This window comes from Halorubrum salinarum, from assembly GCF_013267195.1.
GTDB lineage: Archaea > Halobacteriota > Halobacteria > Halobacteriales > Haloferacaceae > Halorubrum > Halorubrum salinarum.
Genome location: NZ_CP053941.1, coordinates 130,226 through 152,520, shown reverse-complemented (window position 1 = coordinate 152,520; position 22,295 = coordinate 130,226). Strand labels below are relative to the sequence as shown.

The window sequence follows — 22,295 nt, the reverse complement described above, 5'->3', positions numbered from 1 at the left end:
GGGCATAAACGACGCCGCGTCGGCGCGCCGGGCCGACGGTCCGTAGTACCGGCAACAATAACTGCTATCGAGCGCCGATCACAGCTCCAGCCCGCGGATCGCCACCGTCGCGTCGCCGTCCGGGGCGTCGGTCCCGGCCTCGACGCGGCCGATGACGCGACCGTCGGTCTCGGCCGCCAGCGACTCGGCCGCGTCCGGGTCGACGGCGGCGACGAAGCCGGTCCCCATGTTGAACGTGCGGTGCATCTCCTCGTCGGAGACGTTCCCCTCGCGCTGAACGAACTCGAAGACCGGCTGGGGGTCGAACGCGTCCTCGACGACGTAGCGGTGGTCGCCGAGGCGTTCGAGGTTCGTCCAGCCGCCGCCCGTCACGTGGGCCGCGCCGCGCACGCCGTGAGCGCGCATCGGGTCGAGGAGGTCGGTGTAGATGGCGGTCGGTTCGAGCAGCGCCTCGCCGAGCGTCTCGTAGCCGTCGAACGGGCAGGGGTCGGCGTACTCGTGATCGCGCGTCACCGCCTCCCGCGCCAGCGTGAGCCCGTTCGAGTGGATCCCCGACGAGCGCCAGCCGACCAGGGCGTCGCCCGGCTCCGCCCGCCCGTCGAACACGCCGTCCTTCGCGGCGAGGCCGGCGCAGGTGCCCGCCAGGTCGAGCCCGCGGACCACCTCCGGCATCACCGCGGTCTCGCCGCCGACGAGTTCCATGTCGGCGCGCTCCGCGCCGCGGGCGAGCCCCTCGCCCACCTGCTCGGCGAAGCGCTCGTCCGGCTCGTCGACCGCGAGGTAGTCGACGAACGCGACGGGGCGGACGCCGGCCGCGACGAGGTCGTTCACGTTCATCGCGATACAGTCGATGCCGACCGTCGAGTAGTCGCCGAGCGCCTCAGCGACGAGCAGCTTCGTCCCGACGCCGTCGGTCGCCAGTGCGAGGTAGCGGTCGCCGATGTCGAGCAGCCCGGCGTACTCGCTCCCGGAGCCCTCCGCCTCGGTGTCCGCGCCGACCGCGCCGATCAGCGCCGCGGTCGCGGCCTCGCTCGCGTCGATGTCGACGCCCGCGTCCGCGTAGGTGAGTTCGTCGTCGGCGTCCGGTCCCCCGTCGTCGCTCCCGTCGCCCTCGGTCATGTCTGTGGGGGCACGCCCGCGGAGCAAAAACGCACCGTTCCGCCGGGCCCGTCGCGGGCCGGCCGCGTCGCCCGTCAGAACGGCCCGCCGAACCCGAGGCCGAGGACGAAGACGAGCCCGAACGCGAGCAGCGCGGAGGGGACGAAGACGGCGGCCCAGACGGGCTTGCTCCACGACAGCACCGTCTTCCCGTCGAGCGGGCCGTACGGGACGAGGTTGAACGCCGCGAGGAACGCGTTGATCGCGATCCCGCGCGCGCCGAGGACCGTGACGATCTCGCTCCCGACGATCCCCCCGAGCGCGAACAGCGGGAAGAAGACGGCCATCAGCCCGAGGTTCACGACCGGCCCGGCCAGCGCGATGTGGCCGTGCTCGCGGGGCGTCAGCCGGCCCCGGTGGTGGACGGCGCCCGGCGCGGCGAAGATGAACCCGAGGAGCGAGCTCATCACGGCGAGGAACAGCATGCTGTTGTCCGCGCGGAACTCCGCGACCTGGTCGTAGTGGACCGCGACGACCTTGTGCGCGACCTCGTGGAGGAGGAAGGCGACCCCGGCGGTCGAGAGGGCGACGAACAGCGGCGGGACCACGCCCGCCGCGAGGATGCGGCCGATACCGCCCGAGCCGCCGACGAAGAACAGCATGAACGCCACGCCGAGGGCGAGCCACGCGACGAGCAGGTCGCGGATCTCCGCCCCGCTGAAGTACAGGCCCGCGATCCGGCGCCCGGACACCGCGCTCCCGCCGCTCATGCGATCCCCCCCACGGCGCCGCGGACGAGGTCCGCGCCGTTTATCGCCCCCTCGACGAGCAGCCGGCCGACGTCCTCGACGCCGCCGACCTCGGCGCCGAACATCGCCGGGATGACGTACGCCGCGAACAGGAAGCTGGCGACGATGCTCCCGACGTTCGTCATCGCGACGACGACGATGAGCCGGAACAGCGGCACGTCGAGCATCGCGGAGACCAGCTCGGCGGCCGACCGCGTCTCGTCGGCGAGCAGGTCGTTGAGCGCGCCGATGTCGGCGACGTTGACCGTCAGGCTGCGCAGCTCGACGTAGCCGGTGAACCAGCCGGGCGCGAGCAGCGGGTTGATCGAGGTCAGCCACGCGACGGCGCCGCCGACGCCGGCCGAGAGCCAGCGCGCGCCCGCGACCTTCGCGAACGCGAACGCGAAGACGCCGTTGATCAGGAACCACGCGCCGAACAGGCGGAGCAGGAAGGCGTTCCCGGCCCCGCCCAGCGCGAGCAGGAGGAAGAAGCCGACGAAGCCGACGGTGATCGCGTAGCCGATCGCCTTCTTCCAGGGGAGCCCGCGCCCGGACTCCTGGCCGACCAGGCTCTCCATCGGCGGGAGCGTCGCGGGGTCGGCGAGGTAGCCCTCGATCCCCGCCCGGTGGCCGGCGCCGACGACGGCCACCACGTCGTGGCCCGCCTCGCGGAGCGCGACGAGCCGGTGGGCGATGAACGCGTCGCGCTCGTCGATGAGCGCCTCCGCGCCGCCCGGGGAGAACTGCCGGAACTCCTCCATCATCATCGTCACCACGTCCGTGTCGGTGAGGTCGGCCTCGTCGAGCTCCTCGATCCCCCCGGCCTCGGGGTCGACCTCGCCGCCGGCGAACGCGCCGACCGCGAGCGCGAGGACGGCCCCGACGACGAGCCCGAGGCCGATCCCGATCCCGAAGCCGCCGATGGCGGCCACGGGGAACCCGCCGAGGTACGTCGAGACGAGGCCGTTCGCGACGCCGGTGACCCCGGCCGCGACGCCGGCGGCCAGCCCGGTGCCGGCCGCGGCGTAGAGCCGCTGGTCCGGCGAGAGCGCGAGCGTGCCGACCTGGTCGACGGCGATGCCGACGGCGAGCGCGACGAGGACGCCCGCGGCGACGCTCGTCAGCACGCCGGTCGTGATCCCGACGGCGCCGCCGAAGAGCCCGATCGCCGGCCCCGCGAGGATCCCGACCATGAGCCCGCCGATCACGCCGGCGACGCGCGGGTCGCTGACGCCGAACGCCAGCCCGCCCACGAGCCGGAGCTTCTCGGGTATCGTCATGCGCGCCCAGAACCGCTGGATCGTCGTCTGGATGTCGCGGTCGACCAGGGCGACGTCGATGCCGAGCGACTCGGCGACGTCGACGGCGGCCTTCATGTCGGCGCCCGGCTCGATGTCGAACCGCTCGCCCAGCTGCGTCTGGACGTACGAGAGCATCCAGTACGCCAGGAACTGGAACACGGTGTTCCCCTTGAGCAGGTCGCCGGCGTCGAGGTCGTCCGGGGTCTCGCCGTTGAGCTGTCGGTAGCGCCCCTCGTCGAGCTCGACGGCGACGACGTCGGGGCGCTCCCGCTCTATCGTCTCCTCGACCTCGTCGACGGAGCGCTCCGACACGTGCGCGGTCCCGACGACCGTGACGCTCCCCTCGCCGCCGGAGGGCGCGCGGCGCGTCGCCCCGTCCAAGTCGCCGCCGTCGGCCCGCGGGGACCGGTCGGTCGACGGGGGCGCGTCGTCGCCGCTCCCCCGTGACGTCTCTGTCATCACCCGTCGTACTCGGTCGCCGCGTTTAGGGTTTGTGAGTCGATCGCGGGATCCGCCCCGCGAGCGCCGACTCGTCCCCGACGATCCAACAAGTTTGTATCCTCACGCGCCCCATGAGAGCGTATGTCCCGGCTGTTGCCCTCCCTGCCGGACGCGACTCCGGAGGAGCGCGAACCCCGTGTCGTCGGCGTCGACGACGAGGAGGCCGACGACCTCATCGCCGCCCTCGGCTCCGAGACGGCGCGAGCCATCCTCTCGACGCTCCACGACCGCCCGGCGACGAAGTCGGAGATCGCCGACGAGGTCGACACCTCGCTCCAGAACGTCCAGTACCACCTCTCGCGGCTCGACGAGGCCGACCTCGTCGACGTGGTCGACACCGCCTACTCGGAGAAGGGGCGCGAGATGGACGTGTACGCCGCCGCGGACGAGCCCCTCGTGCTGTTCGCGGGCGGGTCCGAGGAGTCGACCGGGATCAAGACCGCGCTCATGCGCCTGCTCGGCGGCTACGGGATCATCGGGCTGGCGGCGGTCGCGGTCCAGCGACTGCTCGCGGTCGGCTCGCTCGGGTCGCAGTTCACCGCCCGCTCCGGGGACGACGCGGGCACCGCCACCGCCGACGGCGGCGACGGCGGCGGCCCGACCATCGAGAGCGTCCCGGACCAGAACACCGCCGCGGAGGGGACCGACGGCGCGGTCGAACTCGTCGGCGACCCGATCGCGCAGTACGCCGTCTCCCTCGTCGAGCCGGGGGTCGTGTTCTTCCTCGGGGCCGCGCTCGTGTTCACGCTCGCGTGGGCGTACTGGTACCGCGCGTCGGACTGAGGCCGCGCGTGGGACAGCTATTCAAGCCGCCGTCACCACGTTCGCGTATGGAACACGAAGCCGAGGTCGTCGGGGTCGGTGCGGGCTCGGCGCCGAGCGGCGACGTCCCGGCGGTGATCCTCTCCGCGCGCGGCGAGTACGTCCCCATCTTCGTCAGCGGCGACCAGGCCCGGTCCATCGGCATGGCGCTGGAGGGCGAACCGTTCGACCGACCGCTCACGCACGACCTCCTCGTGGAGGTCCTCACGGAGTTCGGCGGCGCGATCGACCGCGTTCGCGTCGACGACCTCCACGACGGCACCTTCTACGCGAAGGTGGACGCCGAGCGCTACGACGACGGCGAGCCGGAGCGGTTCGTCTTCGACGCCCGCCCCTCGGACGCGCTCGCGCTGGCGGTCCGCGTCGACTGTCCCATCGTCGTCACCGACGAGGTGATAGACGAGGCCGGTCGGCCGCCGGACTCGATCCGGTTCGGCGACGACGACGGGCCCTCCGAAGAGCGGTAGCGCGCTCGTGCCGCGTTCCCGGCCGCCACCCGCGACGGAAGCCGGCCGTTCAAGTCGCCGGCCCTCCCACGACCGGCATGGACGAGACGGCCACGCTCGCCTCCTCGCACACCGAGATGACGGAGATGCTGCTCCCGAACGACACGAACAACCTCGGCCGCGCGCTCGGGGGCGCCGTGTTGCACTGGATGGACATCTGCGGCGCCATCGCCGGCATGCGCTTCGCGAACCGGCAGGTGGTCACCGCCTCGATGGACCACGTCGACTTCATCGCGCCCATCGAGATGGGCGAGGTCGCCATCATCGAGGGCTACGTGTTCAACACCGGCCGGACGAGCGTCGACGTGAAGGTCGACGTGCGCGCCGAGAACCCCCGCACGGACGAGACGCGGCGGACGACGACCTCTCACTTCACGTTCGTCGCGCTCGACGACGACGGGCGTCCCACGCCGGTCCCCGACCTAAACTGTCCCACCGAGGACGAGGAGGCCCTCCGCGACGCCGCCATGGAGGGGCGCGAGGAGCAGCTCCGGCAGGTGGTCGACCGGTACGACCTCTGAGGAGAGCCGCCCGGCGGCTCACTCCCCGGAGCCGTCGACCACGTCGACGGTCGCGTCCGGATCGTCCGACGACGCGACCGCCGCCTCGTGGGCCGCCAGCGCGCGCTCCACGAGGGCGTCGAGCCCGTCGCCGGCGGACAGGTGGGCTTCGCAGCTACAGTCGGAGGCGCCGAACCCGTCGATCGGCCCGGGCGGTAGGCGCTCGGCGACCGCGCACTCGATGTCGACGCCGACGCTCCGCACGACGCGGTCGATCCGCGCCGCCGGGTGACTGAGTAGATAGTCGACGTGCCAATGCCGGGTGTCGTTGTCGCCGCGCGCGGTCCGGCGGTGCCTGTCGACCCGCGAGAACCCGCCCGCGCCCAGCGCGCTCCCCGTGTAGGCGTACGCGCCCGCCGGGAGCCGGTGGTCGCCGAGCGCCCCCGCCGTCACCGTCGCGTCCGCCGCGAGGCCGACGACGAGGGTGTAGCTCCCGCCGGTCGCGTCGCTCATCGGTCGCTCCCCGTCGCGGCCGCGGTCGGCGCCCCGGTCACGACAGCGCGGCCGGCGCCTCCGCGGCGGCCGTCCGGAGCGATCCCACCAGGTCGCCCGCCTCGTCGTCGAGGCGGTAGGTGTCGTGGAAGTCGTCCGGGTCGCGGGCCCGCCCCGACAGCGTCCCGACCACGTCGGCGATGCGGTCGTAGTTGTCGCGGACCAGCCCGCCGACGATCCCGGGGGTGCCCGCGCGGTCGGCCAGCTCCTCCGCGGCCGACCGGCCGGCGTACACGCGGCGCTCGGCGGGGTCGACGAGCACCATCGCGAACGGCCGGGAGCCGAACTGCGCGTCGAGGAACGGCCCGACGGGGTCGGCCTCCCACGGGACTGCGACCACGCCGTCGAGCCGGCGCAGCGCGACCGCCGCGACCGAGCAGTACGGGCAGTCGCCGTCGAATATCAACACCGGGGCGTCCGCGCCGTCCGGGTCGGTAGGCATGCGAAAACGTAGGGGCTCGACCGGCTTAAGCGGCCGGTCGGCCGAACTCGTTCGGGCGGTGCGACGCGCCGGCGTCGGTCGGAACGACCGCGTGGCGCCCGCTCAGTGCGAGTGGCCGAGCGCGTCTTCGAGCGACTGCCCGAAGCGCTCCTCGAACAGCTCAGCGGCGGTCTCCTCCATCGCCGCGATGTCCTCGGGCACGTCGCCCTCGCTGTGGTGGACGATGACGTGGGCCTGCTGGGCCATCGCCTGGACGACCACGTCGGAGACGACGGCGGTCGACGGCTCGCCCTGCTCGCTGAGCACGTCGACGAGGCCGGCGGGCAGTTCGAACGACTCTTCGTCACCGTCGGGGCCGGTGACCGTGTAGGTCTCTGTGTCTCCCATAGACGTGTCTGGCGGCCGGGACATAAGGGTCTGTGGAAACCGGACGCGAGCCGGGTCACGCGACGGGAACGGGCGGCCGCTCGCCGTCAGCCGTGCGCCGACACGGGCGTTCCGGAGGCCCCGGAGCCGAGAATGCTCGCGAGGTACACCGCGATGGCCGTGACGACGATCGATCCCCCGGAGGGCAGCCCGAACCCGATCGAGATCGCGAAGCCGCCCAGCACCGACAACTGTCCGAAGATCACGCCGAGGTACATCGTCTCGCGGAAGCTCCGCGCGACCTGCGAGGCGGCCGCGACGGGGACGACCAGCATCGCGGCGACGAGGATGACACCGAGCACCTGCATCGCGCCGACGACGACGACCGCGGTCAGCACCACCAGCAGGGTGTTGTAGCCGGTGACGTTCAGCTGGGCGACCCGCGCGGCCTGCTCGTCGAAGGTGATGAAGAGGAGCTGTTTGTACGTCAGCGCCACGCCCGCGACGACCGCGAGCGAGAGCGCGCCCATCAGGCGTGCGCCCTCCGGCGTGACGACCGCGAGGTTCCCGAACAGGTAGCCCTGAATGTTGACGCCGGTGAGTCCGTCGCCGTAGCTGATGATCAGCGTGCCGACCGCGAAGCTCCCGCTGAGCATGATCGCGATGGGCACGTCGCCGTAGGCGTCGGTGCGCTCCGTGAGCCACTGGACCGCGAGCGCGCCGAGGACGCCGACCGCGAGCGCGACGAGCAGCAGCGACCCGTTCCACCCGGTCGAGGAGGTGACGAGGATGCCGACCGCGACGCCGGCGAACGCGGTGTGCGCGAGCGTCTCGCCGATCAGCGCCATCTCGCGGTGGACGAGGAACGAGCCGACGAGCGGGGCGACGACGCCGACGAGCACGCCCACCGCCATCGACTGCCACATGATCGGGTGCCGGAACACGTTGGTGCCGAGCGCGGCGTCCATGCCCCGGCCGAGCGAGCGGAACGCGGCGTAGAGATCGCTCGCGACCGGGAGGTCCTGCGCCCAGTAGAGCAGGAGGAACCCGAGCATGCCGACCGCGACGAACGCGGTGAGGCCGACGCCGGCGAGTTCGACGCGACGCCGGCGGTCGCGGGTCGATCCCTCGACGGCCGCGGTCTCTCCCTCGCCGTCAGCGGCGCTGCTCCGGCTCATCAGTGGTGGTGGTGGACGACCTGCCCAGTCGTGCCGTACGCCTCGGCGAGGGCCTCGCTCTCGACGAACGACTCGGTGTCGCCGTGGTGGTACAGCTCGGTGTTGATACAGGCGATGCGGTCGGCGCGGTTGGTGACGACGCCGATGTCGTGCTCGATGAGGATGATCGTGATCCCGTCGTCGTTGAGCTCGTCGAGGAGCGCGTAGAAGGCGTCGCGCGACTCGGCGTCGACGCCGACCGTCGGCTCGTCGAGCGCGAGCAGGTCGGCGTCGCTCGCCAGGGCGCGCGCAATGTACGCGCGCTGCTTCTGTCCGCCCGAGAGCTCGGAGACCAGCCGGTCGGCCAGGTCGCCGATCCCGACCGTCTCGATGGCGTCCGCGACGGCGGCCCGGTCGGCCGCGGAGAGCCGGCCCCGCCCGGCGTGCGCGAACCGACCCATGGTGACGCACTCGCGGACGGTGACCGGCATCGCGCCGCCCTGGCTCGTCGCCTTCTGCGAGACGTAGCCGATCCGACCGCCCTCGTCGAACTCCGCCACCGGTCGGCCGAACAGCTCGACCGACCCCGCGTCCGGCTCGTGGAGGCCGAGCATGAGGTGGAGGAGCGTGGTCTTCCCGGAGCCGTTCGGCCCGACCAGCCCGAGGAAGTCACCCTCCTCGACCGTGAGGGAGACGTCTCTCACGGCGACGGTGTCGCCGTAGGCGAACGTCACGCCGTCGAGGTCGACGATTGCGCTCACTGCGTGTCTCCGGTATGGGTCGGCCGCACGTTTAGCTCTTTTAGTCCGGCGGCGCCGCCGTCGCCGGGCGCCGAGCCGGTCGGCGCGCGCGTCGACCGGCTCACTGCGCGCCGAACGCCCGCTCGAAGGCGGGGACGTTGATCTCGGTCATCTGTTCGAGGTAGCCGTAGCCGGCGTCGTTCCACTCCCGCGTCGTCCCCCCGGCGGGCGTGACGGGGACCGCCTCCGTCGCGTCGCTGTTCTCTACGATCGACTCGGCGAGCCGGGGCGACTGGAAGTGGTCGTATAACACCACGTCGATCCCCGCCGAGTCGACGAGGTCGATCGTGTCGGCGATCTCTGACTGCGTCGGCTCGTTCTGCGGCGAGACCCCGACCGGCGAGTGGAGCCGGAACCCGTAGCGCGCCTCTAAGTACTGGAAGGAGTTGTGGCCCGCCAGCACCGCCACGTCGCGCGCGGCGTCCTCGGCGATCGACTCGAACGCGTCGTCGACCGCGCCGAGTTCGTCGGCGTACGAGTCGGCGTTGGCGGCGTACGCGTCGGCGTGCTCCGGGTCCGCCTCGCCGAGCCCCGCGGCGATCGACTCGACCATCTCGGCCGCGAGGACCGGGTCGGTCCAGACGTGGGGGTCGTACCGGGTCCCCCCTTCGCCGCCGTGGTCGTCGCCCTCGTGATCGTCGCCCTCGTGGGAGTCCCCTTCCCCGTCGTGGCTCTCGTCGCCGTGGTCGCCGCCCTCTCCGCCGTGGTTGTGGTCCCAGTCGAGCAGGTCGTCTTCCAGCCCGTCGAGCACGTCGACCACGGCGACGGAGTCGTAGTCGCTCTCCAGCGTCTCCGCGAGGTCCTGCGCCCACGAGAACTCCGGGCTGTCGAGGTAGACGAAGGCGTCCGTCGCGGCGACCTCCGCGGCGAGCGTCCCGTCGGGCGTCCACCCGTGGCCGAGCTGTCCCACGTCGACCGGGTCCTCGAAGCTCGCGTGCTCGCCCGCGACCTCGTTCGCCCAGTCGTTGAGGGTGAAGAAGGCCGCGTACCCCGAGTCGAACCCCTCGGAACCGCCGGTTCCCCCGCCCGAGCATCCCGCCAGCGACGCCGCCGCCCCCGCGGCCGCGAGCCCGGCGCCGCGCCGCAGTACCGACCGCCGTGAGTGAGTCATACCGATCCGTACCGTGGATTAACAGAAAAACGTTATTATTTCACAAGACAGAATTAATAACTCAGTCGTCGAGAGCGCGCTCGCTTAACAACGCGCCGCCGGCTCCGCGCGTCGGGGGCGTCGCTCGCTACTCCGTGAGGTCGACGACGGTCGCGTCCGCGAGGTCGGCGAGCGCGTCCGGACCGATCGCGAACACCGCGCTCGGCGTCCCGGCGGCGCCGTAGACGGTGTCGTACTCGGCCAGCGTCGGGTCGAAGACGGTCGGGAGCGCGGCGTCGTGCCCGATGGGCGGGACGCCGCCGATGCTCCAGCCGACGACCTCGCGGATCCGCTCCGGGTCGCCCATCTCGGCCGCGTCGGCGTCGAAGAACTCGGCGACTGCGTCGAGGTCCAGCCGGTTCGCGCCGCTCGTGACCGCCGCGACGAGCACTCCGTCCCGGTCGCCGCCGACGAGGGAGAAAACGATGGTCGACGCGATGGCGCCCGTCTCGCAGCCGACGGCGTCGGCCGCGGCGGCCGCCGTCTCCGTGCCCGCGTCGAACTCCAGCACGTCGACGTCGACGCCGTGCCGTTCCGCCGCCCGCTCCTCGAACTCCGCCGCGCGTGGATGCATGCGATCCGAGCCGCGGCCCGCCGGTATCAACCCCGCGGAGGCGGTGAAAATACGTCGCGAGCCGACAGTCCAGTCAGCGGGTCCGCAGCTCGTCTTTGTCCTTGATCACGCGGGCGTCGCCCTCGCCCGAGGTGACCTCGTTGACGAGGTCGTAGAGGTCGTTCTGGAGGCCGGCCGGGAAGGTGAGCACGCCGACCCACGAGCCGTCGTTCTGCCACTCCTCGCGTTCGAGGTCGCCGAACTCGCGGATCTGCGCCTGGCCGGACCCGGCGTAGTCGGCCGGGAGCTGGACCGCCATCGTCACCTCCTCGAACCGGATCGGGATCACCGGCCGCAGCGCGTCGAGCGCGTCGTCGACCTGGTTCTCCACCGGCTCCATCGGGTCGATCTGGAAGCCGGCCTCCTCCAGCGCGCGCTCGATCCGCTCGGGCGGGTGCGGGGAGTCGTCCATCTGCGGGTTCACGGCGTTGCGCGTGATGGTGGTCACCAGCTGGTTGTGCTTCCGCTCTTGCATCTCCGCGCGCTGCTCGGCGGTGATCTGGATCTCCCCGCGCTCGACGACCTCCGGGATGATATCCAGCGGGTCCGTGGTGCCGAAGACGGTCTCTAGGTCCTCCTCGGCCGGGCGGTCGCCCCGCGAGGCGTTCTCGAAGACGTCCTCCGCGGCGATGACCTCCGCTAAGTCGTCGTCGAACTCGCCGCGCTTGATCGCGAGCGCGGCGTCGGGGTCGATCAGGACCTCGAACCGCTCCCCGTGTGACTCCAGTCGGGCCGTCACGGCCTCGTCGAGCGATATCATACCGAACGCTACCACCCCCGCGGGCAAAAAGCCTCCCGCCGTCACCAACCGTCGCGCCGCGTCGTCGCGTCCGCCCTCCGGTCACCGCCCCGGTCGTCGCGCCGTCGTTCCCCGACTACCCGCCCGCGGAGGGCCGCTCGTCGTCCCAGCCCGCGCGGCACGACGGCGAACAGAAGTGTCGGTGGACGGCGTCGCCGCCGTCGACCCACGTGACCGTTCGGTGTCCGGTCCCCAGCGCCGGCTCGCCGCACGTCGCGCAGCGCGGCGCGGACTCCTCGTCGACGTCCTCCTCGAGCTCCGAGGTCGGATCCACCATACCTCCCCGTACGCCCGGGGACACTTGAACCCGCGAAGGGCGGCAGTTCTGGCCACGGCGGCCGCCGCCGCGCCGGCGGGCCTCCGCTCGGGGCCGCTCGGCCGCTACCGCCGCGTCCGGGCGTCGCGGTCCGTCGCCTTCCGAGACGGGTGTCTGACCGTTATCTCCCGGTCGGCGCTCGGGCCGACGACGGTCCGCTCGCGCCCGTCCGGCCACCGCACGTCGACGCGCAGCGGCTCCGCGCCGCCGAGCCCGAAGTGCGCGACCGGCTCCGTCTGACAGAGGCAGCCGCCCCCCGCGTCGACCGTCCGCCGCTGGACGCCCTCGGTCGTCTCCAGGGTGGCGACGGCGCCGCGCGCCGGGGCGCCGTGTCGCGTCGTCGGGCGCACGCGCAGCCACCCGGCGTCGGGCGCGTCGGCGACGCCGTAGGCGGTCACGGGCTGGGCGGCGACCTCGCCGTGGACCACGAGGAGCTCCAGCGCGCCGTCGCCGTCGAGGTCGGCCGCCACCGCCCCCGTGCCGAACCCGTCCGGCTCCGCGGCGGCCCCGAGGTCCGCGGGCTCCCACTGTGGCGGCCCCCAGGGCCGATCCACGCGCTCGAACAGCCGGTTCTCCGCGCCGCAGACGTTGAAGAAGAGCTCCTCGCGGCCGTCGTTGTCGAAGTCCGCCGCGACGACGGTCCGGACCGGCCCAACGTCGCGGAGCGCGTCGGGGGCCACGTCGTCGTAGCCGCCGTCGGGAGAGCAGCGGAGCAGCCGGCTCGGCGCCGACTCGTTGCCGACCGCGAGCGCGAACGTCCCGCCCTCGTCGACGAGCGCGGCGCCTCGCGTGTCGCCGCCGGGGTCCGAGAGGTCGGGGCCGCCGTCGGTCCGGTCGTAGTGCCCGTCCCGGTTGCTGAACAGCCGGTTCGGTCCCCCCTCGACCCCCGCGAAGAGGTCGCCCTCGCGCGAGCGGTACGGGACCGCGAGCAGCGACCGGCACCCCCCGTCGACCTCCAGGCCGACCGCCTCGGCCATGTCGGTCACTTCGCCGTCGTCGCCGAGTTCGTAGAACGCGAGCGGGGCGGCGTAGCCGGAGACTGCGACGCCGTAGCGACCGGTCCCCAGTCGGTCGAGCGCGGCGACGGAGCGCCCGGCGCGCACGTCGATGCGGTCGGCGTTCACCTCGCGCGCGAACACGTCCGTCCAGCGGTACCTGTCGGCCTCCAGGCGACTCAAGAGCAGGTCGGGGTCGCCGCCGTCGACGCCGCGCGCGCAGTTGTGGACGTACACCTCCTCGCACCCGTCTGCGTCGAGGTCGGACGCGCACACCCCCATCCCGTGGTGGGTTCCGTCGGCGACGATGCCGCAGGCGGTGTCGGAAAAGCGGCCCCCCTCGCGGGCGTACAGCCGGTTCGGCTCGCCGTAGCCGGCGACGAAGACGAGCGGCCCGTCGCGGCCGGGCGTCACCGCGACGCCGTACCCGCGCATCGGGCGCCCGTCGTCGACGAGCGCGGACCGCTCCGTGAACATGGCCGCCCGTCACCGCTCCGAGAATATGAACGCACGGGTTGGATACGACCGGTCGCCGGCGGGAGGAAATCCTCGATCGGCCTACAGGTTGCGCTCGATGTACCGATTTATCCGCGAGACGCGGTCCGCGTCGAACGTCCAGAGGCCGCGCCAGACGCGCGGCTCCGTCTCGACCGCGAGCAGTCCGACGCCCCCCTCGACCCCCCGGACGAGGTCGCTTTCCGGGTCGCTCCGCGCGGGGTGCGGTCCCTCCGGGGGCCGGTACACCACGAACCAGCTGTCGGTGAAATCGGGGTCGCTCCCGGCGTGTATCACCGCGTCGAGGTCCTGCGGGAGTTCGTCGGGCACGCCGTATAGGTGCGTGTCGACGCCGGTGTCGGCGACGCGCTCGTACACCTCCCGCGTGCCGACCTCGTCGTCGATGCGCGAGAGCCGCTGGAACGACGAGCGCAGGGTGCCGTCGCCGGCGGTCCACGCCGCCCGCTCGATGAACCGCGAGATGGTGATGAGCAGCAGCTTCTGTCGGTTCGACTCGGGGTACCCGCGGAGCGTGAACGTCGCGTCGTCGAGGCCGCTTATCACCGAGGGAAGCTCCACGTCGGAGAGCGACCGGCTGCCGGTGATGTACAGGTCGGAGTTGACGAACAGCACCGCGTCGCCGAGCTCGCCGAGCGTCGAGCCGGCGACCACCTCGTCGTCCTCCATGAGCAGCACGAGGTTCTCGATGTCGGAGGGGTCACCGCCGTCGAACGGCACGTCCTCGTGGCGGCGGAGCACCTCGACGTCGAGCGACGGGACGGCGTCGCCCTCCCCGTCGACGACCGCGTTCGTCGCCAGTTCTCGCGCTGTGAGACCGCTCGTCCGATCGAGCCGCGGGGCCCCGGAGCCGTCGGTCAGCCGGCCGTCCCCCCCGGCGCCGCCCGCGTCGGGGTCGTCCGGGCCCTCGACCACCCGGCCCTCCACGACCCGCACTGCGTCGTCGCCGAACGTGTCCACGAGCATGTTCAAGACGGGGTCCGGGTCGGTTCGGTTGACGATGACCACGGACCGCTCGGGACCGTCGAAGCGATCGAGAAACTGTTCGAGCGTCACGTGTCCCGACTGAGGGGGTTCCCCCCATAAGGATTCCCACGCGGTTATCGTACCTGAGAACGAACAGCGCAGGCTACGAGACGCGTCGTAAGCGCGGTCCGCGAGGGGCGCTGTCCCGGCGGCGTTGACCCCTGCCGGGGGCGGCCCCACCTACGCGCCGAGCGCGTCCTCGAGCAGCTGGAGGGGGTGTTCGATCTCGTAGCCGGTGCCGTGCTCCATCTGCATCGCGCAGGTCGGGCACTCCGTCATGCCGACCTCGCCCTCGGCGTCCTCCATGTGCTCGAACATCTCCGCGCCGATCTCCATCGACTTCTCGTACTTCTCCTCCTTCCATCCGTACGTCCCGGAGATCCCCGAACAGGAGTCGCCCACGTCCTCCATCCGAACGCCGTCGACGTCCCGGAACGTCTCGACCGCCTGCCGGGAGAGGCCCTGGTTGCGCGCGTGGCACGGCGCGTGGTACGCGAACGCGCGCTCGTCGTCGAGCCCGCCGGCCGCGTCGAGTTCGCCCTCCAGGTCCTCGTGGATCCGGAGGTACTCCAGCGCCTCGAAGGTGTGCTCGGCGAGGTCCTCGATGCCGTGGAGGTCGAACAGCTCCGGGTACTCCTGGCGCAGCGACATCGAACAGGAGGTACAGGAGGCGATCACGTCCGCGCCCTCGCCGATGGCCTCGACGAGGTTCTCGACGTTCGTCTCGGCGTGGCGCCGGGCGTCCTTCAGCATCCCGTTCGCGAACATCGGCGTGCCCGAGCACTTCTGGGGCGGCACCATGACCTCGTAGCCGAAGTGCTCGTAGACGCGGACCATGGCCTTCCCGACCTCGGGGGTGTTGTAGTTGGAGTAACAGCCGTGGAAGTAGGCCACGCGCTTGTCGGGATTTTCGACCTGCGCGCCGCCGCGCGCCTTCCACCACTCGCGGAACGTCTCCGTGGCGAACTCGGGGAAGTCGCGCTCCTTGGGGATCCCCATCACCTTCTCCATCGCCCACCGGGCGGGCCCGAAGTTCATCGCGAACGACGCCGTCCGCGGGAACATGCTCGCGAGGCTCGCCGAGGTGCGGTAGTTGGCCAAGATTCGGTTCCGAATGTACTCCATCGAGAGCTTCTCCATCTGCCGCTCGACGAACTGCCCGCGCGCCTCGTTGTGCATCTGCGAGAGCGGCACCCCGGAGGGGCAGGCGTCGTCACAGCGCATGCAGTTCGAACAGGAGGTGATCGACTCGTCGATGTCGTGGTCGTCCTTCCGCTTGAGCCGCCACTGCTCCGGGCCCTGGAACTTCGGCCCGGGGAACTCGTCGTCGACCTCCGCCACCGGACAGGAGGTGTCGCAGCTCGTGCACTTGTAACAGGAGTCGGCCCCCTCGCGGAGGTCGAGGTCGCCGCCGGGGAACACGTCCACCGGGTCGTACGCGTCCGGGTCGAGCTCGGTCGAGTCGCTGCCGCCCGACGCGCTCTCGACGCCGCCGTCGGTGGCGGCGCGCTCCGCGGCGCCGGCGGGGTCCGCGGCCGCCCCCGCGCCGTCGTCCGGGACCTCCCCCTCGTCAGGAACGAATATCGACGGCTGCTCGTCGCGGCCCGCCTCGGGGACGCCCGGGCTCGGCTCCCCGCAGCCGCAGTTCCCGCACCCGGCGCGCCCGCGGCCCCCGCCGCGTCCGCCGCTCGGTTCGGTCGTCCCGTTCGCGTCTCCCCCGTCGCCGTCGTCCGCCGTGTCTCGTGTCATTGGCTCGCCTCCGTCGCCGCCTGCCGCCCGGCCGCGAGGCCGGTCGCGAGCGACACCCCGCTCGCGGACTTCTCCCGCGCCGCGTCCGCGCCGCCGACGACGCCGCCGGCCGCGAACACGTTCTCGTACTGCGCCTCCCCGTCGGCGTCCGTGGGCCGACACCGCTCGTCGGGCCGGACGCCGAACCGCGCGTACGGCTGGTCGCCGAACGCGTCGTCGACGAACCACTCGTACCGGTCGTCCGGCTGGTCGACGTACAGGTCGAAGACGGGCTCGCGGACGCCCTCGCGGTCGGAGTCGAGCCCCTTCCCGACGAGCCCCCCGGTCGCCAGCACGAACGCGTCGGCTCCGTACGGCGCCGTCCGACCCTTCCGGTCGACCGCGACCGCCTCGACCCGCCCGTCGCTCGCGGATTCGACGCCGACGACGGGGTTGCCGGTCTCGAACCGCACGCCCTCGGCGTCGAGCGCGTCGAACAGGCGGTCCTCTAGCCGCAGGCCCGGGAGGCTCGGCGGTCCCATCGGGACCTCGAACACGTCGGCGCCGAGCCGGTCGGCGAGCTCCGCGCGCACCTCGTCGCCCCGGTCGTCGCCGAGGAACGCCGGGAAGCCGACGCGCTCGACGCGGTCCACGCCGCCGTCCGCGTCGACCACGTCGTGGAGGTGCGGCGCGACCGCCTTCGCCAGCGCCTCGCGGGCCGGGACGCCGTCGATGTCCTCGTCGTGGTCGAGCGCCTTCGCGAGCCGGGTGATCTTCGCGTCGGCCCGGAACGCCTCCGCGAACTCGACCTCAGCGCCGGCCACGTCGAACGGGACGCCGGCGGCCTCCAAGCGCCCGGCGAAGGCGCGCGCGTCGTACTCGGTCAGCGACCGGAACCCGACGATCAGCATCGGCCGCTCGTCGCTCGCGAGCCCGGCCTCGGCCGCGGCCGGGTACCGCGCCGTCGGCTTCACCGCGCCGCCGAACGTCGGGACGAGCGCGTTGCGGTCGGTGTGGCCCCCGCGGTAGGCGTCACCCGCGAGGTCGTCGAACAGAGCGAGCCCGTCGCGGAGCGCGTCCGCGCCGACCACTTGGTACGGGTGCGACTCCGGCAGGCGCTCGATCCCCTCGAACGGGTCCGCGAGCGGCCCCTCCGGGTCCGGCCACTCGTCGCGGTCGAGCTCGCGGCCCGCGGTCGGCGGCCCGTCGCGGAGCGGTTTCGCCGGCTCGGTCGCCGGGACGTAGCCGAGCGCGTCGATCAGCCCGGAGGCCTGCCGCAGCGTGCTCGCCTTGTGAGAGACGAGCCGCACGTCCGCGCCCTCGCGGGCGGCCGACACCGCGGCCGTGACCGCGGCGAGCCCGCCGCCGATCACGAGCACGTCGCTGTTGATCGCCATCAGCGACCTCCGTCGGTCGCCGCGTCGTCGCTTGCGCGGCCACCGTCCGTGACCGCGTCGTCGTCTGCGCGGCCGCCGTCGGTCGCCGCGTCGTCGCTTGCGCGGCCACCGTCCGCCGCGGCGGTCCCGGTCTCGCCGTCGGAATCGCCCGGGCTCGGCGCCCCCGCGCCCGCGTCGAACGCGCCGAAGTCGACCTTCTCGTCGAGGTTCGCGGGGTCGCCGTCGCGGTTCATCGTGGTCGCGTGGAGCATGTGGTTCAACATTGCCTGCGAGAGCTGCTCGCCCCACAGCGCGTGGCGCTGGCCCTTCCAGCGCTCCTGGTACAGCTCGTCCTCGGCGTCGCGCACGACGGGCTCGGGGTACTCCTCGGCGAGCTCCGCGGCGATCCGGTGAGTACAGAAGCCGCCCTGGCAGTTCCCCATCGAGGCGCGGGTGCGGAGGCGGACCGCGTTGAGGTCGGAGCCGGCCTCCCCGATCGCGTCCTGGACCTCCGCGCGGGTGACGCTCTCGCAGTTACAGACGATCGGGTTCGGGTCGTACTCGTCGAGCACGTCGTCGGCCCGGGAGCCGAGCCGCTGGCCCGAGCGGCGCGCGACCGGCGAGCGCAGGCCGAACTCGTCCATCAGCTCCTCCATGCGGGCCTCGCTCTCCGAGCCCGGGAGCGGCGCGTCGGCGGTGTCGCAGGTCGCCTCGTGGCCGAGCGTCTCGCACACGTGGTCGGAGATGGACTCGGCCATCATCCGGTAGGTGGTGAGCTTCCCGCCGACGATGGTCGTCATGCCGGGGAGGTCGTCGCGGTCGCCGTGGTCGAGGAGGAAGTAGTCGCGCGTGATGTCCGTCGGGTCCTCGGTGCCCGTCCCCGGCGGCTCGTACAGCGGGCGGACGCCCCAGAACGAGCGGAGCGTCCGCGCGTCTTCGAGCGCCGGGACGAGCTCCGAGAGCGTCTCGATCATCAGGTCGACCTCCCACTCCTCCTCGGGGTAGTCCTCCGGGTCGTCGACCTCCTCGTCGGTCGTGCCGAGGATACAGGCGGTCTCGTGGGGGACGATGATGTCGGCGTCGCCCTTCGGCCGGCAGCGGTTGATCACGGTGTCGACCTGCCGGGTGTTCATCACCGTCATCACGCCCTTCGAGGGGCGCACCTCCACGTCGACGCCGGCCATCTCGCCGACGTTGCCCGCCCACGCGCCCGTGGCGTTGACGACGTGGCGCGCGCGGATCTCCTCGGTCGTCCCCGGCTCGCGGTGGACGCGCTTGCCCGGCCCGGTCTCGTGTTCGATCTCGACGCCGACGACTTCCCCGTCCTCGACGAGCACGTCCGTCACCGGGGCGTGCGTCTCGATCCGCGCGCCGTGCTCCCGGGCGTCCGCGGCATTCGACACGCAGAGCCGGAAGGGGTCGACCGCGCCGTCCGGCAGGGCGATCGCCTTCTCCACGTCGCGCGCGAGGTACGGCTCGCGGCGCCGCGCCTCCTCCCCGTCGATCACCTCGACCGGGATGTCGCACGCCTTACAGCCCTCCAGCTTCTCTTGGAAGTACTCCTCGGAGTCCTCAGGCCGCTTGACGAACATCCCGCCCGTCTCCTCGACGCAGTGGGACGCGATGTCGCGCAGCACCCTGTTCTCCTCGATACACTCCTTCGCGCTCTTCTGGTCGGAGACCGCGTACCGCCCCCCGCTGTGAAGGAGTCCGTGCATCCGTCCGGTCGTGCCGTGCGTCAGGTTCCCCTTCTCGACGAGGACCGTATCGAGCCCGCGCCGCGCCAGGTCCCTGACGACGCCGCACCCCGTCGACCCCCCACCGACGACCACGACGTCCACTTGTCTGTCCATGCGAGGCCCTTGGGCCACGTCCACTTTACTTTACCTCCCGGCGTGCCCCAACAGTAACTATCAGGGTCATTCAAGTACTGTAATCGCTGACACAGCCGATGGGTTTATCACTCCGCCTTTTTCACTCGCGTCGAACTCGGGATTTCAACAGGAAGATTATTATGGTAGTACATTATGTTCACGATTGGCGTGGTAGCTTCCGTGAAGATATGCCGCGGCGCGTTTCGCGACCGTCTCGGGTCGGCTCCGGACGGGTCTGACCGGTCGGTCGCGCGCCGCGGCGACGGACGCGGGCCCGAAACCGCCCTCGACGGCGAGGGCGAGCGGGCGATCGCCGCGCACGGACCAGCGCCACAGGAGGGATCCAGAACATGACACAGTACGTCGGTGCGATAGACCAGGGGACGACCGGAACTCGATTCATGGTGTTCGACCACGAGGGCCAGGTCGTCGCGAACGCCTACGAACAGCACGAACAGATCTACCCGAACCCGGGTTGGGTCGAGCACGACCCGATAGAGATCTGGGAGAACACCCAGCAGGTCGTCCTCGACGGCCTCGCGGACGCGGGCCTCGACGCCGACCAGCTCGACGCGATCGGCATCACCAACCAGCGCGAGACGACGATCGTCTGGGACAAGGACTCGGGGAAGCCGGTCCACAACGCCCTCGTCTGGCAGGACCGCCGGACGACCGACCGCGTCGAGGAGCTTCAGGAGGCGGACAAGGTCGAGGAGATCCGCGAGAAGACCGGCCTCGAGGCCGACGCGTACTTCTCCGCGACGAAGACGGAGTGGATCCTCGACAACGCCGAGCCGCTGAAGATGCAGAGCTCGCGCGGCGGCGACCTGCGCGACCGCGCCCGCGCCGGCGAACTCGTGATGGGCACCATCGACTCGTGGCTCATCTACAACCTGACGGGCAACCACATCACTGACGTCACCAACGCCTCCCGGACGATGCTGTACAACATCCGGGACCTGGAGTGGGACGACGAGCTGCTCGACGAGTTCGACGTGCCGAAGGAGATGGTGCCCGAGGTGCGGCCGTCCTCCGACGAGGACTACTACGGCCACACCGACGCGGACGGTTTCCTCGGCGAGGAGGTCCCGGTCGCGGGTGCGCTGGGCGACCAGCAGGCCGCGCTGTTCGGACAGACCTGCTTCGACGAGGGCGACGCGAAGAACACCTACGGCACCGGCTCGTTCTACCTGATGAACACCGGGACCGACGCCGTCGAGTCCGACCACGGCCTGCTGACGACGATCGGGTTCCAGATGTCCGGCGAGCCCGTCCAGTACGCGCTCGAAGGGTCCATCTTCATCACCGGCGCCGCCATCGAGTGGCTCGAGGACGTCGACCTGATCAACAACGCGGCCCAGACCGCGGAGCTGGCGCGCTCGGTCGACTCGACCGACGGCGTCTACATGGTCCCGGCGTTCACGGGGCTCGGCGCCCCGCACTGGGACGGTCGCGCCCGCGGCACCATCGTCGGGATGACGCGCGGGACGAGCAAGGAGCACATCGTGCGGGCGACGCTCGAATCGATCGCCTACCAGACCCGCGACATCGCCGAGGCGATGGAGGCCGACTCCGGCGTGGAGACGACGAGCCTCCGCGTCGACGGCGGCGCGGTCAAGAACAACTTCCTCTGTCAGCTCCAGTCCGACATCATCCAGACGGAGATCGCGCGACCGGAGGTCGACGAGACCACCGCGCTCGGCTCGGCGTACGCCGCCGGGCTCGCGGTCGGCTACTGGGACACCGTCGACGAGCTCCGCGACAACTGGCAGATCGACCGCGAGTTCACCCCGGAGAAGTCGCAGGACGAGGTCGACAAGCTGTACAGCCGCTGGGACGACGCGGTCGAGCGCTCGAAGAACTGGGCGATCGACGAGGAGGACGAGTAGATGAGCGTCGAACTGCTCCCGGAGCTGGCCGTCGCGGCCGACACCGTGCTACAGGTCGGCTACGAGCCGGGCGCGCCGACCGACGTGATCGAGAGCCTGACGAATCCGGCCATCCTGCTCGGCGCGCTCGCGGGCGGCGCCTTCGGGGCGGCGCTCGGCGCGCTGCCGGCGTTCATCTTCACCGGGTTCCTCGTCATCGGCGGGTCGCTCGGCGGCGGCGGGTTCGGCGTCGACGTCGGCTTCGGGCCGGTGTTCGGGCCGCACATCTCCTTCGCGGGCGGCGTCGCGGCGGCCGGCTACGCGGCCAACAAGGGCTACATGGAGTCCGGGTTCGACTACCACAACGCGAAGGACATCGGCTTTGCGTTGGGGAGTAAGCCGGACGTCCTCGCCGTGGGGGCCGTCTTCGGCATCTTCGGCGTCCTCATCGAACAGCTCTCCCGACAGCTCGCGCTCCCGGTCGACCCGATCCCGGTGAGCATCGTCATCAGCGCGCTCGTGGTCCGCGCCGTCTTCGGCTACAGCATCGTCGGCAAGGTCAGCGACAAGGCCAACGGCTACTTCGACATGGGGCCGTTCGAGCGCGAGGAGATGCGCGAGCCCGGCGAGGTCAAAGGCGACGGCGGGAAGGCCAGCGAGGACCGCCTCGCCGTTGAGCCGTGGCTGCCGAACATGTACAAGTGGTCGCACGTCGCCGCGATCGGCTTCTTCACCGGACTCGGCGCGGGCGTCATCACGTACAACATGATCAGCGGCGGGCACGGCCTCATCGCCGTGTTCGCCGGCTTCGGGATCAGCGCGGCGTCGCTGCTGTTCCTGAACCTCGGCGTCGACCGCATCCCGGTCACCCACCACATGACGCTCGCGGGGGCGACCGCGTTCCTCGCGACGTGGCAGGAGGGGATCCTGATGCTCACCGACCTGTCGGCCGGAGACCTGACCGCGCCGCTGGCGTTCGGCGCCGCGCCCGCGCTGCTGTTCGGCGCGCTGTTCGGACTCTTCTCCGCTGTCGTCGGCGAGGCGAGCCAGCGCGTGTTCTACGCGCACTCCGACACCCACTTCGACCCGCCGGCGGCCGCCATCGTCGTCTGGACGCTGACGATCGGGCTGCTGGTCATCGCGGGGCTGCTCAACTGGGGCGTCTGGATCCCTGGTACGGGAATCTAACGCGTCCGCATCCCCG

General features: G+C 71.7%; 22 protein-coding genes. 5 read left to right on the top strand and 17 right to left on the bottom strand.

Annotated features, from left to right (window positions below; genetic code table 11):
• Positions 1–78: 78 nt before the first annotated feature.
• The 3 genes from purM to HPS36_RS00795 all read right to left on the bottom strand — a co-directional run bounded on the left by purM (position 79) and on the right by HPS36_RS00795 (position 3,646).
• Positions 79–1,119 carry a phosphoribosylformylglycinamidine cyclo-ligase gene (gene purM / locus HPS36_RS00805; protein ID WP_173228139.1) on the bottom strand — a complete coding sequence of 347 codons (1,041 nt, stop codon included), beginning with the start codon at positions 1,117–1,119 and terminating at the stop codon, positions 79–81.
• Positions 1,120–1,193: 74 nt separating this feature from the next.
• Positions 1,194–1,868, bottom strand: coding sequence for a zinc metalloprotease (locus HPS36_RS00800; protein ID WP_173228138.1), 675 nt, complete (start codon positions 1,866–1,868; stop codon positions 1,194–1,196).
• The gene (locus HPS36_RS00795; protein WP_173228137.1) at positions 1,865–3,646 is read right to left on the bottom strand and encodes a TraB/GumN family protein; all 1,782 of its coding nucleotides are present in this window, start codon (positions 3,644–3,646) and stop codon (positions 1,865–1,867) included. Before HPS36_RS00795 ends, HPS36_RS00800 begins: the two co-directional genes overlap by 4 nt.
• Before the next feature lie 123 nt (positions 3,647–3,769).
• On the opposite strand from HPS36_RS00795, the gene HPS36_RS00790 reads away from it, so the two are divergent.
• The 3 genes from HPS36_RS00790 (at position 3,770) to HPS36_RS00780 (ending at position 5,537) form a co-directional block, all read left to right on the top strand.
• On the top strand, positions 3,770–4,471 hold the full coding sequence (locus tag HPS36_RS00790) for an ArsR/SmtB family transcription factor (protein ID WP_173228136.1): 702 nt from the start codon (positions 3,770–3,772) through the stop codon (positions 4,469–4,471).
• A gap of 47 nt (positions 4,472–4,518) precedes the next feature.
• On the top strand, positions 4,519–4,977 hold the full coding sequence (locus HPS36_RS00785) for a bifunctional nuclease family protein (RefSeq protein ID WP_137715577.1): 459 nt from the start codon (positions 4,519–4,521) through the stop codon (positions 4,975–4,977).
• 77 nt (positions 4,978–5,054) lie between these two features.
• Positions 5,055–5,537 (top strand): acyl-CoA thioesterase, encoded by a 483-nt coding sequence (locus HPS36_RS00780; RefSeq protein WP_173228135.1) that lies wholly within the window; start codon positions 5,055–5,057, stop codon positions 5,535–5,537.
• 18 nt (positions 5,538–5,555) lie between these two features.
• Here the strand turns inward: HPS36_RS00780 and HPS36_RS00775 are convergent, their stop codons facing one another.
• The 14 genes from HPS36_RS00775 to glpA all read right to left on the bottom strand — a co-directional run bounded on the left by HPS36_RS00775 (position 5,556) and on the right by glpA (position 19,202).
• The gene (locus HPS36_RS00775; RefSeq protein ID WP_173228134.1) at positions 5,556–6,029 is read right to left on the bottom strand and encodes a GIY-YIG nuclease family protein; all 474 of its coding nucleotides are present in this window, start codon (positions 6,027–6,029) and stop codon (positions 5,556–5,558) included.
• A 37-nt stretch (positions 6,030–6,066) separates the two neighbouring features.
• Positions 6,067–6,510 (bottom strand): thiol-disulfide oxidoreductase DCC family protein, encoded by a 444-nt coding sequence (locus HPS36_RS00770; RefSeq protein WP_173228133.1) that lies wholly within the window; start codon positions 6,508–6,510, stop codon positions 6,067–6,069.
• 102 nt (positions 6,511–6,612) lie between these two features.
• Positions 6,613–6,897, bottom strand: a complete 285-nt coding sequence (locus HPS36_RS00765; RefSeq protein ID WP_173228132.1) for a DUF7545 family protein — start codon at positions 6,895–6,897, stop codon at positions 6,613–6,615.
• Between the two features lie 86 nt (positions 6,898–6,983).
• Positions 6,984–8,054 (bottom strand): metal ABC transporter permease, encoded by a 1,071-nt coding sequence (locus tag HPS36_RS00760; RefSeq protein ID WP_173228131.1) that lies wholly within the window; start codon positions 8,052–8,054, stop codon positions 6,984–6,986.
• Positions 8,054–8,794 (bottom strand): metal ABC transporter ATP-binding protein, encoded by a 741-nt coding sequence (locus tag HPS36_RS00755; protein ID WP_173228130.1) that lies wholly within the window; start codon positions 8,792–8,794, stop codon positions 8,054–8,056. The genes HPS36_RS00760 and HPS36_RS00755 overlap by 1 nt, the downstream gene beginning before the upstream one ends.
• Positions 8,795–8,894: 100 nt before the next feature.
• Positions 8,895–9,944 carry a metal ABC transporter substrate-binding protein gene (locus HPS36_RS00750; protein WP_173228129.1) on the bottom strand — a complete coding sequence of 350 codons (1,050 nt, stop codon included), beginning with the start codon at positions 9,942–9,944 and terminating at the stop codon, positions 8,895–8,897.
• A gap of 127 nt (positions 9,945–10,071) precedes the next feature.
• A complete protein-coding gene (locus tag HPS36_RS00745) occupies positions 10,072–10,557 on the bottom strand; it encodes a YbaK/EbsC family protein (protein ID WP_173228128.1) in 486 nt (161 codons plus the stop codon).
• Positions 10,558–10,630: 73 nt separating this feature from the next.
• On the bottom strand, positions 10,631–11,356 hold the full coding sequence (locus HPS36_RS00740) for a ribosome assembly factor SBDS (RefSeq protein ID WP_173228127.1): 726 nt from the start codon (positions 11,354–11,356) through the stop codon (positions 10,631–10,633).
• 115 nt (positions 11,357–11,471) lie between these two features.
• Positions 11,472–11,672: a DUF7576 family protein gene (locus tag HPS36_RS00735; RefSeq protein WP_173228126.1), complete on the bottom strand. Its 201-nt coding sequence runs from the start codon at positions 11,670–11,672 to the stop codon at positions 11,472–11,474.
• 104 nt (positions 11,673–11,776) lie between these two features.
• Entirely contained in the window at positions 11,777–13,183 is a 1,407-nt protein-coding gene (locus tag HPS36_RS00730) for a CRTAC1 family protein (protein ID WP_173228125.1), read from the bottom strand.
• Between the two features lie 81 nt (positions 13,184–13,264).
• Positions 13,265–14,275 carry a hypothetical protein gene (locus HPS36_RS00725; RefSeq protein WP_173228124.1) on the bottom strand — a complete coding sequence of 337 codons (1,011 nt, stop codon included), beginning with the start codon at positions 14,273–14,275 and terminating at the stop codon, positions 13,265–13,267.
• A gap of 150 nt (positions 14,276–14,425) precedes the next feature.
• Positions 14,426–15,994 carry an anaerobic glycerol-3-phosphate dehydrogenase subunit C gene (locus tag HPS36_RS00720; RefSeq protein WP_173228123.1) on the bottom strand — a complete coding sequence of 523 codons (1,569 nt, stop codon included), beginning with the start codon at positions 15,992–15,994 and terminating at the stop codon, positions 14,426–14,428.
• Positions 15,991–17,370, bottom strand: a complete 1,380-nt coding sequence (gene glpB / locus HPS36_RS00715; RefSeq protein ID WP_173228122.1) for a glycerol-3-phosphate dehydrogenase subunit GlpB — start codon at positions 17,368–17,370, stop codon at positions 15,991–15,993. Before glpB ends, HPS36_RS00720 begins: the two co-directional genes overlap by 4 nt.
• On the bottom strand, positions 17,370–19,202 hold the full coding sequence (gene glpA / locus HPS36_RS00710; protein ID WP_173228121.1) for an anaerobic glycerol-3-phosphate dehydrogenase subunit GlpA: 1,833 nt from the start codon (positions 19,200–19,202) through the stop codon (positions 17,370–17,372). The genes glpB and glpA overlap by 1 nt, the downstream gene beginning before the upstream one ends.
• A 371-nt stretch (positions 19,203–19,573) precedes the next feature.
• On the opposite strand from glpA, the gene glpK reads away from it, so the two are divergent.
• Positions 19,574–21,112: a glycerol kinase GlpK gene (glpK, locus tag HPS36_RS00705; RefSeq protein ID WP_173228120.1), complete on the top strand. Its 1,539-nt coding sequence runs from the start codon at positions 19,574–19,576 to the stop codon at positions 21,110–21,112.
• Positions 21,113–22,279, top strand: a complete 1,167-nt coding sequence (locus tag HPS36_RS00700; RefSeq protein WP_173228119.1) for a hypothetical protein — start codon at positions 21,113–21,115, stop codon at positions 22,277–22,279. It abuts the gene before it with no gap.
• Positions 22,280–22,295: the final 16 nt, after the last annotated feature.